14 protein-coding genes are annotated in these 13,280 nt (G+C 39.0%); 4 read left to right on the top strand and 10 right to left on the bottom strand.

What is annotated here, in order from left to right:
• The first annotated feature begins 8 nt into the window (after positions 1 to 8).
• Positions 9 to 1,370 carry an NADP-specific glutamate dehydrogenase gene (gene gdhA / locus SAR02S_RS07915; RefSeq protein ID WP_041958603.1) on the top strand — a complete coding sequence of 454 codons (1,362 nt, stop codon included), beginning with the start codon at positions 9 to 11 and terminating at the stop codon, positions 1,368 to 1,370.
• A 49-nt stretch (positions 1,371 to 1,419) separates the two neighbouring features.
• On the opposite strand, the gene upp is transcribed toward gdhA, so the two are convergent.
• From upp to gltX, 3 genes are read right to left on the bottom strand one after another with little or no spacing between them, the layout of a single operon-like run.
• Positions 1,420 to 2,052 carry a uracil phosphoribosyltransferase gene (upp, locus tag SAR02S_RS07910; protein WP_041958601.1) on the bottom strand — a complete coding sequence of 211 codons (633 nt, stop codon included), beginning with the start codon at positions 2,050 to 2,052 and terminating at the stop codon, positions 1,420 to 1,422.
• Positions 2,053 to 3,330 (bottom strand): malic enzyme-like NAD(P)-binding protein, encoded by a 1,278-nt coding sequence (locus tag SAR02S_RS07905; protein ID WP_041958599.1) that lies wholly within the window; start codon positions 3,328 to 3,330, stop codon positions 2,053 to 2,055. It lies immediately after the preceding gene.
• A 1-nt stretch (position 3,331) separates the two neighbouring features.
• The gene (gene gltX, locus SAR02S_RS07900; protein ID WP_041958597.1) at positions 3,332 to 4,723 is read right to left on the bottom strand and encodes a glutamate--tRNA ligase; all 1,392 of its coding nucleotides are present in this window, start codon (positions 4,721 to 4,723) and stop codon (positions 3,332 to 3,334) included.
• A 203-nt stretch (positions 4,724 to 4,926) separates the two neighbouring features.
• On the opposite strand from gltX, the gene SAR02S_RS07895 reads away from it, so the two are divergent.
• Positions 4,927 to 5,778, top strand: a complete 852-nt coding sequence (locus tag SAR02S_RS07895; protein ID WP_041958595.1) for a peptidylprolyl isomerase — start codon at positions 4,927 to 4,929, stop codon at positions 5,776 to 5,778.
• A gap of 40 nt (positions 5,779 to 5,818) precedes the next feature.
• Here the strand turns inward: SAR02S_RS07895 and SAR02S_RS07890 are convergent, their stop codons facing one another.
• Together SAR02S_RS07890 and accB are read right to left on the bottom strand one after the other, a co-directional pair.
• Positions 5,819 to 7,150 carry an acetyl-CoA carboxylase biotin carboxylase subunit gene (locus tag SAR02S_RS07890; protein WP_041958593.1) on the bottom strand — a complete coding sequence of 444 codons (1,332 nt, stop codon included), beginning with the start codon at positions 7,148 to 7,150 and terminating at the stop codon, positions 5,819 to 5,821.
• Positions 7,150 to 7,614 carry an acetyl-CoA carboxylase biotin carboxyl carrier protein gene (gene accB / locus SAR02S_RS07885; RefSeq protein WP_041958591.1) on the bottom strand — a complete coding sequence of 155 codons (465 nt, stop codon included), beginning with the start codon at positions 7,612 to 7,614 and terminating at the stop codon, positions 7,150 to 7,152. The genes SAR02S_RS07890 and accB overlap by 1 nt, the downstream gene beginning before the upstream one ends.
• Before the next feature lie 91 nt (positions 7,615 to 7,705).
• Here accB and dcd point away from each other — a divergent pair, with 91 nt between their 5' ends.
• Both dcd and SAR02S_RS07875 read left to right on the top strand, forming a co-directional pair.
• Positions 7,706 to 8,266 carry a dCTP deaminase gene (gene dcd, locus SAR02S_RS07880; RefSeq protein ID WP_041958589.1) on the top strand — a complete coding sequence of 187 codons (561 nt, stop codon included), beginning with the start codon at positions 7,706 to 7,708 and terminating at the stop codon, positions 8,264 to 8,266.
• 6 nt (positions 8,267 to 8,272) lie between these two features.
• A complete protein-coding gene (locus tag SAR02S_RS07875; RefSeq protein ID WP_041958587.1) occupies positions 8,273 to 8,911 on the top strand; it encodes a GNAT family N-acetyltransferase in 639 nt (212 codons plus the stop codon).
• A gap of 94 nt (positions 8,912 to 9,005) precedes the next feature.
• On the opposite strand, the gene SAR02S_RS07870 is transcribed toward SAR02S_RS07875, so the two are convergent.
• The 5 genes from SAR02S_RS07870 to SAR02S_RS07850 are packed head-to-tail and all read right to left on the bottom strand — an operon-like array spanning position 9,006 to position 13,210.
• On the bottom strand, positions 9,006 to 9,896 hold the full coding sequence (locus SAR02S_RS07870; RefSeq protein ID WP_041958585.1) for a hypothetical protein: 891 nt from the start codon (positions 9,894 to 9,896) through the stop codon (positions 9,006 to 9,008).
• A gap of 33 nt (positions 9,897 to 9,929) precedes the next feature.
• Positions 9,930 to 11,102, bottom strand: a complete 1,173-nt coding sequence (locus SAR02S_RS07865; protein WP_041958583.1) for a class I SAM-dependent rRNA methyltransferase — start codon at positions 11,100 to 11,102, stop codon at positions 9,930 to 9,932.
• Entirely contained in the window at positions 11,095 to 11,877 is a 783-nt protein-coding gene (locus tag SAR02S_RS07860) for an alpha/beta hydrolase (protein ID WP_041958581.1), read from the bottom strand. Before SAR02S_RS07860 ends, SAR02S_RS07865 begins: the two co-directional genes overlap by 8 nt.
• Positions 11,874 to 12,461 (bottom strand): class I SAM-dependent methyltransferase, encoded by a 588-nt coding sequence (locus tag SAR02S_RS07855; protein WP_041958579.1) that lies wholly within the window; start codon positions 12,459 to 12,461, stop codon positions 11,874 to 11,876. Before SAR02S_RS07855 ends, SAR02S_RS07860 begins: the two co-directional genes overlap by 4 nt.
• A 29-nt stretch (positions 12,462 to 12,490) precedes the next feature.
• Positions 12,491 to 13,210 carry a flagellin gene (locus SAR02S_RS07850; RefSeq protein ID WP_041958577.1) on the bottom strand — a complete coding sequence of 240 codons (720 nt, stop codon included), beginning with the start codon at positions 13,208 to 13,210 and terminating at the stop codon, positions 12,491 to 12,493.
• Positions 13,211 to 13,280: the final 70 nt, after the last annotated feature.

Here is a 13,280-nt window from a genome sequence, read left to right as displayed (position 1 = left end):
GTTGCCTGATGTCAGTCAAAAGCGATATAGATAGAATTCTGAAATCCACGATCCAAAGCACCCCCGGTCAAACCGAATTTTACCAAGCGGTAGAAGAGGTTTTGACCTCTCTTGAACCTCTCTTGCAAGCTGAACCAAAGTACGATCATTACAACATTTTAGAGCGCATCGTCATCCCTGAGCGTCAAATTCTCTTTCGCGTGGTTTGGATGGATGACCAAGGTAAAATTCAAACCAACATTGGCTACCGTGTACAGTTTAATTCAGCCATCGGACCGTATAAAGGGGGGCTTCGCTTTCATCCGAGTGTCAATCTTGGGATCATCAAGTTTTTAGGCTTTGAGCAAATTTTTAAAAACTCGCTCACAGGTCTTGCCATCGGTGGAGCAAAAGGCGGAAGTAACTTTGATCCTAAAGGGAAAAGCGAAGGCGAAATCATGCGCTTTTGCCAGTCTTTCATGGTTGAACTCTCCAAACACATTGGCGAAACAAAAGATATCCCTGCTGGCGACATTGGTGTAGGAGGACGCGAAATTGGCTATATGTTTGGCGAATACAAACGCCTTACGGGTCGTTTTGAAGGTGCATTAACGGGAAAAGGACTCAATTGGGGAGGTTCACTTGCGCGCACGGAAGCGACAGGATATGGGTCTGTCTATTTTGCAGAGAATATTCTTAACAAAGCAGGCGACTCACTCAAAGGTAAAATCTGCACCGTTTCTGGAGCTGGTAATGTTGCTCTTTATACCATTCAAAAGCTTTATGAATTAGAGGCTATTCCTGTTACATGTAGCGATTCTAAAGGGATGATTTACGACAAAGATGGGATTGATTTTAAGACGCTTAAAGCCATTAAAGAGGTTAACCGCAAAGATCTCACCGAATACCTCAAAGTCCATCCAACGGCAACATATATTTCAGTCAGTGACTATCCTATAGGAACCAATGCAGTTTGGGGTATTCCTTGTTTTGCAGCTTTCCCGAGTGCCACACAAAATGAACTTAACCTTACGGATATACAAATTCTCTACAAAAATGGATGTCGCTTGGTGAATGAAGGTGCCAATATGCCAAGCACGCCGGGGGCAATTGATTTTATGCTTTCCCACAAAATGTTTTACGGCCCTGCTAAGGCTGCTAATGCAGGAGGTGTTGCAACAAGTCAGCTAGAGATGAGTCAAAACGCCAGTATGCAAAAATGGAGCTTTTCCGAAGTTGACAACAAACTACACACCATTATGAAGTCTATTTTCGAACTCTCTTATAACACTTCTAAGGAATTTGGAGATGAGGGTAATTTGATGTTGGGTGCAAATATTGCAGGGTTTAGAAAAGTAGCTGACTCCATGATCGACCAAGGAGCGGTATAGTAAAACGGGCAAAGCCCGTTTTACATGTAAAGATTCAAAGAGAGAATTTTTATGCGCCTAGCGTATTAAAAACCCTATCTCCCGCATCTCCAAGACCTGGAACGATGTAACCGTTCTCATTCAATCCATCATCAATGCATGCCGTATAAACAGGAACATCTGGATGAATTTCATGAAACTTTTTAAGTCCTTCAGGCGCTGAGACAAGGCATAAGAAGCGAATGTCTTGAACACCTTTACCTTTGAGGAAATTCACCGCATCAATCGCTGTACCGCCTGTTGCAAACATCGGATCGATGATGATGGCAGTGCGTTCCGTATGATCGGCAGGAAGTTTCGCATAGTAAAATTCTGCTTCAAGCGTTTTTTCGTTACGCTGAAAGCCTAAAAAGCCTACACTCGCATCAGGAATAAGTTTAAAAACACTGTCCAACATGCCAAGAGCCGCCCGAAGAATCGGGCAGATCATAATCTTAACATCCAGCTTTTTAGCATTTGCCACTGCGACAGGGGTTTGAACCTTAACGTCTCTTAGTGGTAAATCTCTGGTTGCCTCAAACAGCATCAAATAAGAGATTTCATCGACTAAAAGTCGAAACTGAAAGGGCTCTGTTTTTTCATCTCTTAAAATCGAAAGCTTATGCTCGATCAGAGGGTGTTTGATGACATGGACATTTTTCACTTATTTTTGCTCCGCATCAATAATGGCTTGAAGTTTTGCTTTATAGGCTTTAAGATCAAAATCTTTCTCACGCGCAACACCATCTTTAATTGCAGCTTCTGCAACCGCAGCAGAAATCCACACAAAAACTCTTCTATCAAATGGTTTTGGAATGATGTAATTGATACCAAATTTAAGATCTTCGCCATTGTAAGCCGCTTTGACATAATCAGGAACATCTTCTTTTGCTAATTTTGCCATCGCAACAGCAGCTGCCATTTTCATGCCTTCTGTTACCTTCGTTGCTTTAACATCAAGCGCACCTCTAAAGATGAAAGGGAAACCTAATACGTTGTTAACTTGGTTTGGATAGTCACTTCTACCTGTTCCCATCATAACGTCATTTCTAATAGCATGGACTTCTTCAGGTAAAATTTCAGGTGTTGGGTTTGCAAGAGCAAAAATGATTGGGTATGGATTCATTGATTTAACCATCTCTTGGCTCACAACGCCAGGAGCTGAAAGACCAAGGAACATGTCTGAACCTTTCATTGCATCTTCGAGTGTTCTATCACTTGTTTCAAGAGCAAACTCTGCTTTGTATTTGTTAAGATCCGTTCTACCAGAGTGAATAACACCTTTGGTGTCAATCATCACGATATTTTTAGCCCCTAAAAGTTTATACATTTTAGCACACGCAATACCAGCAGCTCCAGCACCAGATACTACAATTTTCATATCTTCGATTTTTTTACCACTGATTTCAAGCGCATTGATAAGACCAGCTGATGTAATCATCGCTGTACCGTGTTGGTCATCGTGCATAACAGGAATGTTGACAGCCGCTTGAAGTTTTTGCTCAATCTCAAAACATTTTGGTGCTTTAATATCTTCAAGGTTAATACCACCAAATGTTGGTGCAAGTGCTTTACAAATCTCTACGATTTTATCAGCGTCATGTTCATCAAGCTCAATATCAAAAGAATCTACATCTGCAAATTTTTTGAAAAGAACAGATTTTCCTTCCATAACAGGCTTACCAGCAATTGCGCCAATATCGCCAAGTCCAAGGACTGCTGTACCATCGGTAATAACGGCAACAAGATTACCTTTGTTAGTATATTTATACGCTAATTCATTATCTTTTTCAATCTCTAAACATGGGTGCGCAACACCTGGAGTGTAGGCCATAGAAAGATCTCTAGCTGTATCACAACGTGTTTTAACATGTATTTCAATTTTTCCACCAATATGGTACTCTAATGACTCTTCTTTAGTTACTTTTCCCTTATTACTCACACTAACTCCTTTTATAAGATATTAATTTTTGAATTCTTTGTATAACGTTAACATATCCGATAATTTCTAGTACTTCAAAGATTGAAGGACTTACAGAACTTCCAACCATTGCGATACGAATGGCTTGTGCAAGATCTTTGAGTTTAAGACCTTTTTCTTCTAAAAATGCCTTGGTAAATGTTTCAAATTCACTCGCATTGCACAGCTCTTTTGCACTCTTTAATGCTTCAAGATACTGCTCTAAAACGCTTAGTCCATCAACGGTTAAGAACTTTTCAACGGCTTTTTCATCGTAACATGTTGGAGCTTCTAAAATCTGTTTTGCTAGGCTTGCAAACTCAACAAGTGTTTTTGCCCTATCTCTTAATGCGTCAATAAGTAACTCTTTTTTTACATGTAAAGAAAGATCGAGGTCAAAAAAGCGTAATTCATCAATTAAACGCTCATAACTCGCTTGTTTAATGTAATGCGCATTGAGCCACACAAGTTTTTCTTGATTGTAAGCAGAAGCTGATTTATTGATATTCGAAGGATCAAACAGAGCTTTCATCTCGTCAAAAGAGAAAATCTCTTGGTCACCATGACTCCACCCTAAACGAATGAGGAAATTGAGCAATGCTTCTGGTAAATAGCCTTCTCTTTTATACTCCATTACATCGACCGCGCCATCACGTTTAGAGAGCTTTTTACCTTCTGGATTGAGGATCATTGGAACATGATAAAATTTAGGAATATCAAAGCCAAGTGCTTGATATAAAATGATCTGTTTTGGAGTGTTTGAAAGGTGATCATCACCACGAATGACTTCATTAACACCCATCAGCGCATCATCAATGACAACCACAAAATTATACGTTGGCGTGCCATCACTGCGTGCGATAATAAAATCATCGAGCATATCGCTTGCATTAAATGTTACTTCACCTTTGACACCATCGACAAAAGAAACAACACCGCTCGTAGGCGCTTTGATACGAATAACAGGCGCCACACCCTCTGGAGGAGTACCTGTAAAATCACGGTATCTACCATCATACTTTGGACGCTCTTTGCGTGCCATTTGTCCTTCACGAAGAGCGTCAAGCTCCTCTTTGCTCATATAACATTTGTACGCCTTACCTTCTTCTAAAAGCTTTTTCACATAGCTTTTGTAAAGATCGAAACGCTCAGATTGATAAACAATTTCACCTTCATGGGCAAGTCCAACCCATTTAAAGGCCTCAACAATAGCTTCCGCTGCTTCTTTTGAGTTTCGAGCAAGATCTGTATCTTCAATGCGAAATAAAAACTTTCCACTGTTTCTTTTTGCCCAAAGATAACTGTAAAGAGCAGTGCGAAGCCCTCCAATATGCAAATATCCCGTAGGACTGGGGGCAAAACGTGTCACAACCATGACTATAACCTTACGATTGATTTTTAATAAGTTATGTATAAATTATGTATCATTTTGTTACGTGAGAAACAAAAAAACTACCAGAGCGAGAAGAAAAACATTTTTTTAATTTTTTTTGTCGAAAAAAATGTTATCATTCGTAGCCTATTATTTATAATACTGCACGATTATATAGGTATTTTTCTTAAAACAAAGGACTATTGATGAAGATTAAACTAAAGGTGTTAACTTTTGTAACTTTGGGCGCAAGCCTTCTTTTTTCACCTGTGAATGCGGCCACCGTTGACGGTGTTTCTGTGATTATCAATAAAGAACCTATCACCCTTTATGACGTTTTCAAATACTCTCAACGCTTTAATATCTCTAAAAAAGAGTCCTTGGATATTCTAGTACGACAAAAGCTTGAAGAGTCTGAAATCAAGAAACAAAACATCAGCGTTGACAATTTTGAAGTCGATCAATACATCGAAAGCTTAGCGATTAGTAACAATATGAACCAATACGATTTTCTCAATATGATCCGTTCAAAAAATATTGACATTGCAGAATACAAAGAAGATCTTAAAAAGAAACTTCAACGCGATAAGCTCTACAAAAAAATTGTTAGTACAAAAATGCAACAACTAAATGATGGTGAACTTAAAGCCTATTATAATGATAATCTTCATGAATTTTCACAAGCTGGCTCTTTTGATGTAACAATTTATACCAGTGCAAATCAACAAAGCCTTTCAACCATTCAAAGCAATCCTATGAGTGCTGCAACGGATGTTCAACTCCAAGAAGGAAAAATTGAAGCAGGCAAAACGGATCCAAAACTTTTAGCACTTTTGAATAAAACACCAAAAGGCAAATTTACGTCTATCAGCAAAACCGATTCAAACTACGTAATGTTCTTTATCAAAGAGAAATATAACGTACAAAGCGTCTCATTTGATGAGGCAAAAAATTATATTTATAATAAACTTGGCGAAGGTAAAGAGCAAAAAGGAATTGAAGAGTATTTTGAAAAACTCAAGTCTTCTGCAAACATCCAAGTTGTCAGAGCACCGTAAGTCAAAGAAGTTCAGGTCGCCAAATGGCGACCTAAGTTAATTAGTAGCGTGAAAGATAGTTTGTGTCAAACTTATTTTCGATAAAGTCTTTGTTATCCATCATATTCAAATGAAAATCCCTTACCGTTTTAATTCCCTCAATTTGTAACTCACTCAAAGCTTGTTTCATTTTTGCAATAGCGCGTGTGCGATCTTCACCCCAAACGACAAGCTTTCCAATCATAGAGTCATAATGAGATGGAACAACATAGCCTTGGTATGCATGTGAGTCCATACGAACATTACGTCCTCCAGGAATGATATACTTTGTAATCTTACCCGGACTTGGAATAAACTTGACAGGATCTTCAGCCGTAATACGACACTCTATGGCATGACCGCGAAATGTCAATGCGCTTTGATCAAAAAGTTTTTCACCCTCTGCCACACGAATCATCCACTCGATGATGTCGATACCGCTCACCATTTCACTGACACAATGCTCCACTTGAAGTCTGGTGTTCATTTCCATAAAGTAGAAGTTTTTGTCAGCATCTAAAAGGAACTCAAACGTACCAGCATTTTCATAACCGATATATTTGGTCGCTTTAACGGCTACCTCATGAAGTCGTGCTCTCGTTTTTGCATCAAGTGCAATAGCAGGAGACTCTTCAATGAGTTTTTGATGACGTCTCTGCATTGAACAGTCACGCTCACCAATATGAAGCACATTGCCAAATGAGTCACCGATAACTTGAACTTCAATGTGGCGTGGGTTTTTGATGTATTTTTCCATGTAAAGCGTGCCATCGCCAAACGCACTTAGCGCTTCGCTTTCAGCTGCAAGAAATGATTTTTCCAAATCTTCCATCTTCTCAACCACACGCATACCACGTCCACCACCACCTGCACTCGCTTTAACGATAACAGGAAGTCCGATTTGTTCAGCCAATTTTTTCGCTTCTTCAACACTCTCAAGCGCACCTTCACTACCAAGAATTACTGGTACACCTGCTTTTTTCATCACTTCTTTGGCTTTTGATTTATCACTCATTAAAACCATAGAGTCAACGGATGGTCCAATAAATTTAATATTGTGGTGTTTACATACTTCAACAAACGTTTGGTTCTCACTTAGAAAACCATAGCCTGGGAAGATAGCATCACAACCACTGATCTCAGCTGCACTAATGATCGCAGGAATACTCAAATAGCTCTCAGATGATTTTGCACCACCAATACAAATACTTGCATCGGCATGTTGAAGATAGAGTGCATCTTTATCCGCAGTGGAATAAACCGCAATCGCTTGTTTCCCCATCTCTTTGATGGTTCTTATTGCACGAAGGGCGATTTCACCACGATTGGCAACAAGAATTTTCTCAATCTTCATTACACTTTCTCCACCGCAAAGATTGGCATATCGTATTCTACTGGCTGACCATCTTCAACAAGGATTTCTAAAATTTTACAGTCAAATTCTGCTTCAATTTCATTCATGATTTTCATCGCTTCAATAATGCCGATTGGTTGACCTTTACGGATAACATCGCCCACTTTTGCAAACGGAGCAGCACCAGGTGCTGGAGATTTGTAGAAAGTTCCTACCATTGGTGATTTGATACTTAAACCAGCAGGAGCAGCATTGATGCTCGCTTCGCCACCAATTTGAGCAACAGGGGCTGGGGCTACAGGAGCAGCGCTTGGGGTATGTACAACAGGGGCCGCTGCATAGGCAACAGGGCCATCAAAACCTTTTTGCAACTCAATGCTAAAATCACCCTCTTTGATTTTCAGTTTTGTAATATCACTTTTGTCAAAAATACGTATTAACTCTCTGATCTCATTTTTGTCCATTCGGTTTCTCCTAAATATTTGCCATTTTTTGGCATGACATAAAATGTGCTATAATACCATACTAAAGATATACGATCACTTAAGGGAAATTATGGGTTTAAAAGCAGATAGTTGGATACGAGAAAAATCGCTCAAAGAGCGTATGATAGAGCCTTTTTGCGAGGATCAAGTCGGTAAAGATGTTGTAAGTTATGGCGTGAGTAGTTATGGGTATGACATCCGTGTGGGACGTGAATTTAAGATTTTTACCAATGTCAATTCGACTGTCGTTGATCCTAAAGAATTTGACGATAAAAATGTAATTGATTTTGAAGGTGATATTTGTATTGTTCCACCTAACTCTTTTGCATTGGCACGTACGGTTGAGTACTTTAGAATTCCAAAAAATGTCCTTGCAATTTGTTTAGGTAAAAGTACGTATGCACGTTGCGGCATCATCGTTAATGTTACCCCGTTTGAGCCAGAGTTTGAAGGTCACATCACCATCGAAATTTCAAATACAACGCCGTTGCCAGCAAAAATCTATGCCAACGAAGGCATCGCGCAAGTGCTCTTTTTAGAGGGTGATACGCCATGTGAAACCACCTACAAAGACAAACACGGTAAGTACCAAGGTCAAACAGGCATTACATTACCGCGCATTTTAAAATAACTCCGTATGGCTTTACATGTAAAAGCTTTAGAGAGAAGTAATACAGACGAGTTTGATGGCTTTTATGCCATCTACTCTACCGCTTTTCCAATCAGTGAACAAAAATCTCGCGATACACTTTTAGCAATGCAACACGCCTCTTTTTACACGATTTATCTTGCCTATAATGATGAAAAAATAGTTGGATTTTGTATTATGTATCATCCGCGTAGTGAAGATTTTTTCTTGTTAGAATACCTAGCCGTTGATGAGAGTCTTCGTGGCATTGGTCTTGGCTCAACACTTTTAAAAAGTAGCATTGAACAGCTCTTTAAAACACATGGAATACGAGCGCTTCTCATTGAAATAGAATCACCTGAAGAATCTTCATCGGACAAAGAAATTCGTAAAAAACGAGAACAATTTTACCGTAACTTAGGTGCATTAAAAATTGATTCGTTTGATTATATTTTAGCGTTACAAAGTGTTGAAGCGCCTCCAGCGATGAAGCTTTTGGTCTACCATCCAAACTTGCATGCAATCTCTAAACCAACCTTGCAAAGATGGCTTGAAAAGATTTATGTGGATGTTTATGAATGCCGTAAAAATGACCCACGCATTGCGCAAATGCTTGATACTGCACCACCGATTTTAAACCTTATTTAGAGCAAAATTTAAAGCATAATTTTTGAGATTTATTGAGAAAGGGCACATTTCAAGTATTATAACTTTTCTTCAAACTTGCCCTTGTCGTTTAAGATTATTCCCAATACTTCACGCCATACATTTCTTTAGGAGCTTCCATCCCTTTGGGAGCATTGGTTACGGGCTTTATAATAATCTTATTATTTCCTACATTTGGCGGTAATGGTACAGAAGCAGATTTCATAATTATTTTCATAGAAAGCTTATCATTTGAAGCAAAACTTGTTGCTTTTACAAAGATAGGATACAATTTTTTTAAATCGTAAAGCTTGTATCCTTTCATGACGACATGACCAAGGTTTTTTATATCTTCATCAACATTAATTTTTGCCACAATAACTTTTTGAGTTCCAAATACACCAATACCTTCAACAACCTCATCAACATAAATCTCTTTTTCAGAAAAAGGTATAGCAACTTTACTTTGATTTAAAATCGTACCTGTTTTAATACCTTTGTAAATGGCATTAAAAAATATTGCTTCAGCTATCTGAGCTGGCTCTTTGGCTATAGTCTCTAACACCGTATTAGTTTGTTGATTGCTTGATCTACATGAAAAAGAATTTATAGTTTGAGTTGTTGTATTAAAGGTGTAAAAGCAGTTAAAAAAAGCCATATTATTTCCAACTCCAACGACATTATCATTGGTTATATCAATCATGTCAGGCTCTTTTTGTGTACGTTTTAAAGAGTTTACTGTATCCATAGATAGCTTTGAGAAGTTATGCTTTATTTTGTCATACATTTCAATATCCATTGTTACACCAAATCTATAAGCGAGATAAGGATAAGGAATTACTAATGGTTCCGTAATAGGTTCTATATTGCCAGAATATTCAGGAAAGGACGTTGTTTCTAATGATGGTACTTTAATATTTTGTTGCCCGCTACACCCAAGAAACACAATCCCTAACAAACATACCAAAAGGCATTTACAAAAATACATTAAGGCTCCTTCATTAAATAATTGAAATACTACTTACTTCTCAACCCTCAACAACAATCCATTCAAATAAAACGAGGCAGAAGCATTAATCAAACATGGATGGTCACTGTCTTGTTGCATTTGCTCAAGCAATATGTATTGCACTTTAAGATCGTGTGAGACTTCCATCGCGATCTCTAAAAGCTCTTTTTTACCTACATGAAAGGAGCATGAGAACAATGCGATTAAGCCGCTATCCTTTACCGCTTTGGTGGATTCCATCAAAAGATGTTTAAAGCCTCGTTTAGCTCCGCTTGCTTGCTCTTTGGTTTTGGCGAAAGAGGGTGGATCAAGAACGATCAGGTCAAAACTGTTTTTGTATTTTTTCTCTTTCATGAACGTAAACGCATCGGCGGCATAGGTTTCATACGTTTCCATTGCGTTGGCTTGCAAGTTTACTTTGGTTTGCTCTATGGCTGATTCTGAGATGTCCACAAAGACGGCATTTTTAGCGCCTTTGGCAAGGGCAGAGATGCCAAAGCCACCCGCATTACAGCAGATGTCTAGCACTGTATCATTCTCTTTGATGTAACTTGCACAGATAGATCTATTTTTACGCTGGTCTAGGTAAAAGCCTGTTTTTTGGGCATCTTCAATGTCCACTAAAAAGTTCAAGCCATTTTCTTTGAGTTCAAATTCTTTGGTTGATGTTCCAAAGAGTGTGCCATTTTTACTCTCTAAGCCTTCGATTTCGCGTGAGTGCTCATCGGACTTCTCAACGATCCAAGAAGGGTTGACAAGCTGTTTGAGTGTACTGAGTATCAACTCACGAAAGGTTTCCATACCGGCGGTGTTGATCTGAATGGAGAGTGTGTCGCCATACTTGTCGACAATAAGCCCTGGTAAAAAGTCTGCTTCGGAGTGTATGAGACGTACGGCATTGGTTTGAGACAGAAGTGCCTCACGCTTTGCGATGGCTCTTTTGATGCGGTTGTGGAAAAACTTTTTACCAATCTCCTCTTTGCCAAAGCTAAGAATGCGCGCGAAAATCGCACATTTTGGATTGACATAGGCGGTTCCTAAAAAACCATCTTTTTTTGAAAAGAGTGCTACGACTTCACCGCTTTGAAATTCCTCTAGAGCAGAGTCGATTTCGTTGGCATAAACCCATGGGGTAAAGCGTCTTAGTTTGGGAACAACGGAGTGTTTGATATAAACTTTATTCAATGATTTTTCCTAATATAGTTTGTAATTCGCTTGTAAATGCTGGGTGTTCGAGAATTTTGCCATGCGTGGTATTGGCAAGGATGACATGTAAAGGCTTTCTTGGCATGGCTTCTACAAATTTTTCGAAATGATACCGTGGAATAGTAGCATCATTTTCTACCTCAACCACCGCTATTTTTGCTTTCACGAAAGGCAAGTAGTTAATGCTTTCAAATTTATTTTTGAGTAAAAGGTCGATTGGGAAGAAAGGGTATTTGAGTTTGGCCAAAGAGAGAATCGAATCGTAAGGTGTGAGAAGTACCAAGCCATCGACCACCCGCTTACTTGCAAGGTATGTTGCAACACCTGTGCCTAAACTTCGACCTATCACAACAACTTTTCGACCTTTGGCGTAGGTATCATAAATCTTCAAAGCATCTTCAAAAAGCGCTTCTTCGCTAGGTTCTCCCGTACTTCCAACGTAACCGCGGTAATTAAACGTCACAATATCATAGCCATGAAGCTCTTTTACATGTAAAACAAAGCGCGTTGCATCATCGGCATTTCCACCAAAGTAAAGAATAAGCCCTGCATCGCTCTCTTGATCTTTGCGCAACACTCCATCAAGGATGACATTTTCTTTTACATATAAAGAGAGTGACTCAATGTTTTCACCACTGACTTTGGCTTCTTTCTCGATCAGTTTAGCAGGAAAGAGTTGGTCATTTTGCGTAAAATACAAATATCCCATTGCTACCAAATAGAGTCCAATCACTCCGAGTAAAAGTTTTCTCATAAATCTTCCTTCTTTAAAAATACGGTGAAATCACCTTCCATATAGCCCTCGTAAATTTCCACATCATATGCAAAATCATTGACGTGTGCTTCGATCTCTTCGGGTAAAAAATAGTTAAAATGACCCTCTTTCTCCTCGCCTCTGAGCAGATTAAAAATGAACCCTTTTTTGGAAGCTTCAAAGCAACGGCGAATAAATAAAAACGTCTCAAAACGGTTCAAGATATTCATCGAGCCACTTGCGATGTAAAAGTCAGCATGTTCTAGTTCATCGTTTAAAATATCTTTATGCGCAAAATGCTGTTTGGTACGTTTTTTAGCTACGAAGAGTGCTTCTTGTAGCATATCGTAACCCACATATTTGCGAGGGAGTGAACCTTTTTGTTGCAAATAGAGATAAAGATCACCAAAGCCACATCCCGCATCTATAACGGTACTGGAAGGTAAATGCTCTTCCAAAAGCGTGTGAATCACTTCAAAGCGCGTGTGTTGTGACTGCTTGGAGTTCCAGTTTAACCCCTTTGCCGTACAGCCATAGCGTTTGATGGCATTTTCATAAAAGGTTTTATTGTTAAGACGTGGCATACGAGAAGACTAAAAAAGGAGAGGCACTTTTAAACTAAAAGCGCCGAAACATTTTGTTGCATCATACTGTTTTGATGAATTTGGCCTAAAACAGAACTACTGAGTTTTATCTGATCGCTGTTAATCTCTGCGATCTTTTGATCCAGTGGTTTTTCTGAAATCTGTGCATTGGCACTGCTTAAGTTTGTCATAGCCGTCAATGAACTGGTAATGCTACTGCTAGCACTGTTCATTTGTGAGCTAATAGTCGAAGAGAGTGAGCTGAGATTTTCTCTAAAATTGGCGATGCCTTCTTGATCGTTAATGCTCAAATCGCTGAGCCCTGAAACATCAAGCCCAGTGTTGCCACTGAGAAGATTTTGACCGTTGTAGGTGGTTTGTGCAACGATATCTTGCATCGAATTACTAATGTCTTCGAACTGTTTTTGTAACATCGCTTTTTGATCCGTTCCTAAAGCCGCATTATTGAAACGAACGGAAAGGTCATTGAGCTTATCGGCTCCTGATTGGATGGCTTGCACGGAAGCGTCTGCAATTTGGTACATACCAATGCTCTCATTGGCGTTTTGCACACCTTGACTAAGCGTTGCAATTTGAGAAGCTAAAGAGTCTGAAACAACTAAGTTAGCGCCATCTTTACCACTGAGCTCTCTGGTAGCATTGATTTTTTCTAACATAACATCTGTTTGGGATTTATTTTGAGTAATTAAATTGAGTACTTGCGTATTGGAACTACTGGAAACTTTCATCAGATGCTCCTCGTTTAAAGATACATTCATTATACTACTCCTATCATACGAATGTCAAATAGTATAAGCG

This window comes from Sulfurospirillum arsenophilum NBRC 109478 (genome assembly GCF_000813345.1).
Taxonomy (GTDB): Bacteria; Campylobacterota; Campylobacteria; order Campylobacterales; family Sulfurospirillaceae; genus Sulfurospirillum; species Sulfurospirillum arsenophilum.
Note: the sequence above shows the minus strand (reverse complement) of the source record. Positions and strands in the feature narration are given on the sequence as shown.

Excerpts from the sequence above, each read along its gene's own strand:
- gdhA (WP_041958603.1), top strand. The coding sequence starts at position 9 with ATGTCAGTCAAAAGCGATATAGATAGAATTCTGAAATCCACGATCCAA.
- gltX (WP_041958597.1), bottom strand. The coding sequence starts at position 4,723 with ATGGTTGTGACACGTTTTGCCCCCAGTCCTACGGGATATTTGCATATT.
- SAR02S_RS07895 (WP_041958595.1), top strand. The coding sequence starts at position 4,927 with ATGAAGATTAAACTAAAGGTGTTAACTTTTGTAACTTTGGGCGCAAGC.
- SAR02S_RS07890 (WP_041958593.1), bottom strand. The coding sequence starts at position 7,150 with ATGAAGATTGAGAAAATTCTTGTTGCCAATCGTGGTGAAATCGCCCTT.
- accB (WP_041958591.1), bottom strand. The coding sequence starts at position 7,614 with ATGGACAAAAATGAGATCAGAGAGTTAATACGTATTTTTGACAAAAGT.
- dcd (WP_041958589.1), top strand. The coding sequence starts at position 7,706 with ATGGGTTTAAAAGCAGATAGTTGGATACGAGAAAAATCGCTCAAAGAG.
- SAR02S_RS07875 (WP_041958587.1), top strand. The coding sequence starts at position 8,273 with ATGGCTTTACATGTAAAAGCTTTAGAGAGAAGTAATACAGACGAGTTT.
- SAR02S_RS07870 (WP_041958585.1), bottom strand. The coding sequence starts at position 9,896 with ATGTATTTTTGTAAATGCCTTTTGGTATGTTTGTTAGGGATTGTGTTT.
- SAR02S_RS07860 (WP_041958581.1), bottom strand. The coding sequence starts at position 11,877 with ATGAGAAAACTTTTACTCGGAGTGATTGGACTCTATTTGGTAGCAATG.
- SAR02S_RS07855 (WP_041958579.1), bottom strand. The coding sequence starts at position 12,461 with ATGCCACGTCTTAACAATAAAACCTTTTATGAAAATGCCATCAAACGC.
- SAR02S_RS07850 (WP_041958577.1), bottom strand. The coding sequence starts at position 13,210 with ATGAAAGTTTCCAGTAGTTCCAATACGCAAGTACTCAATTTAATTACT.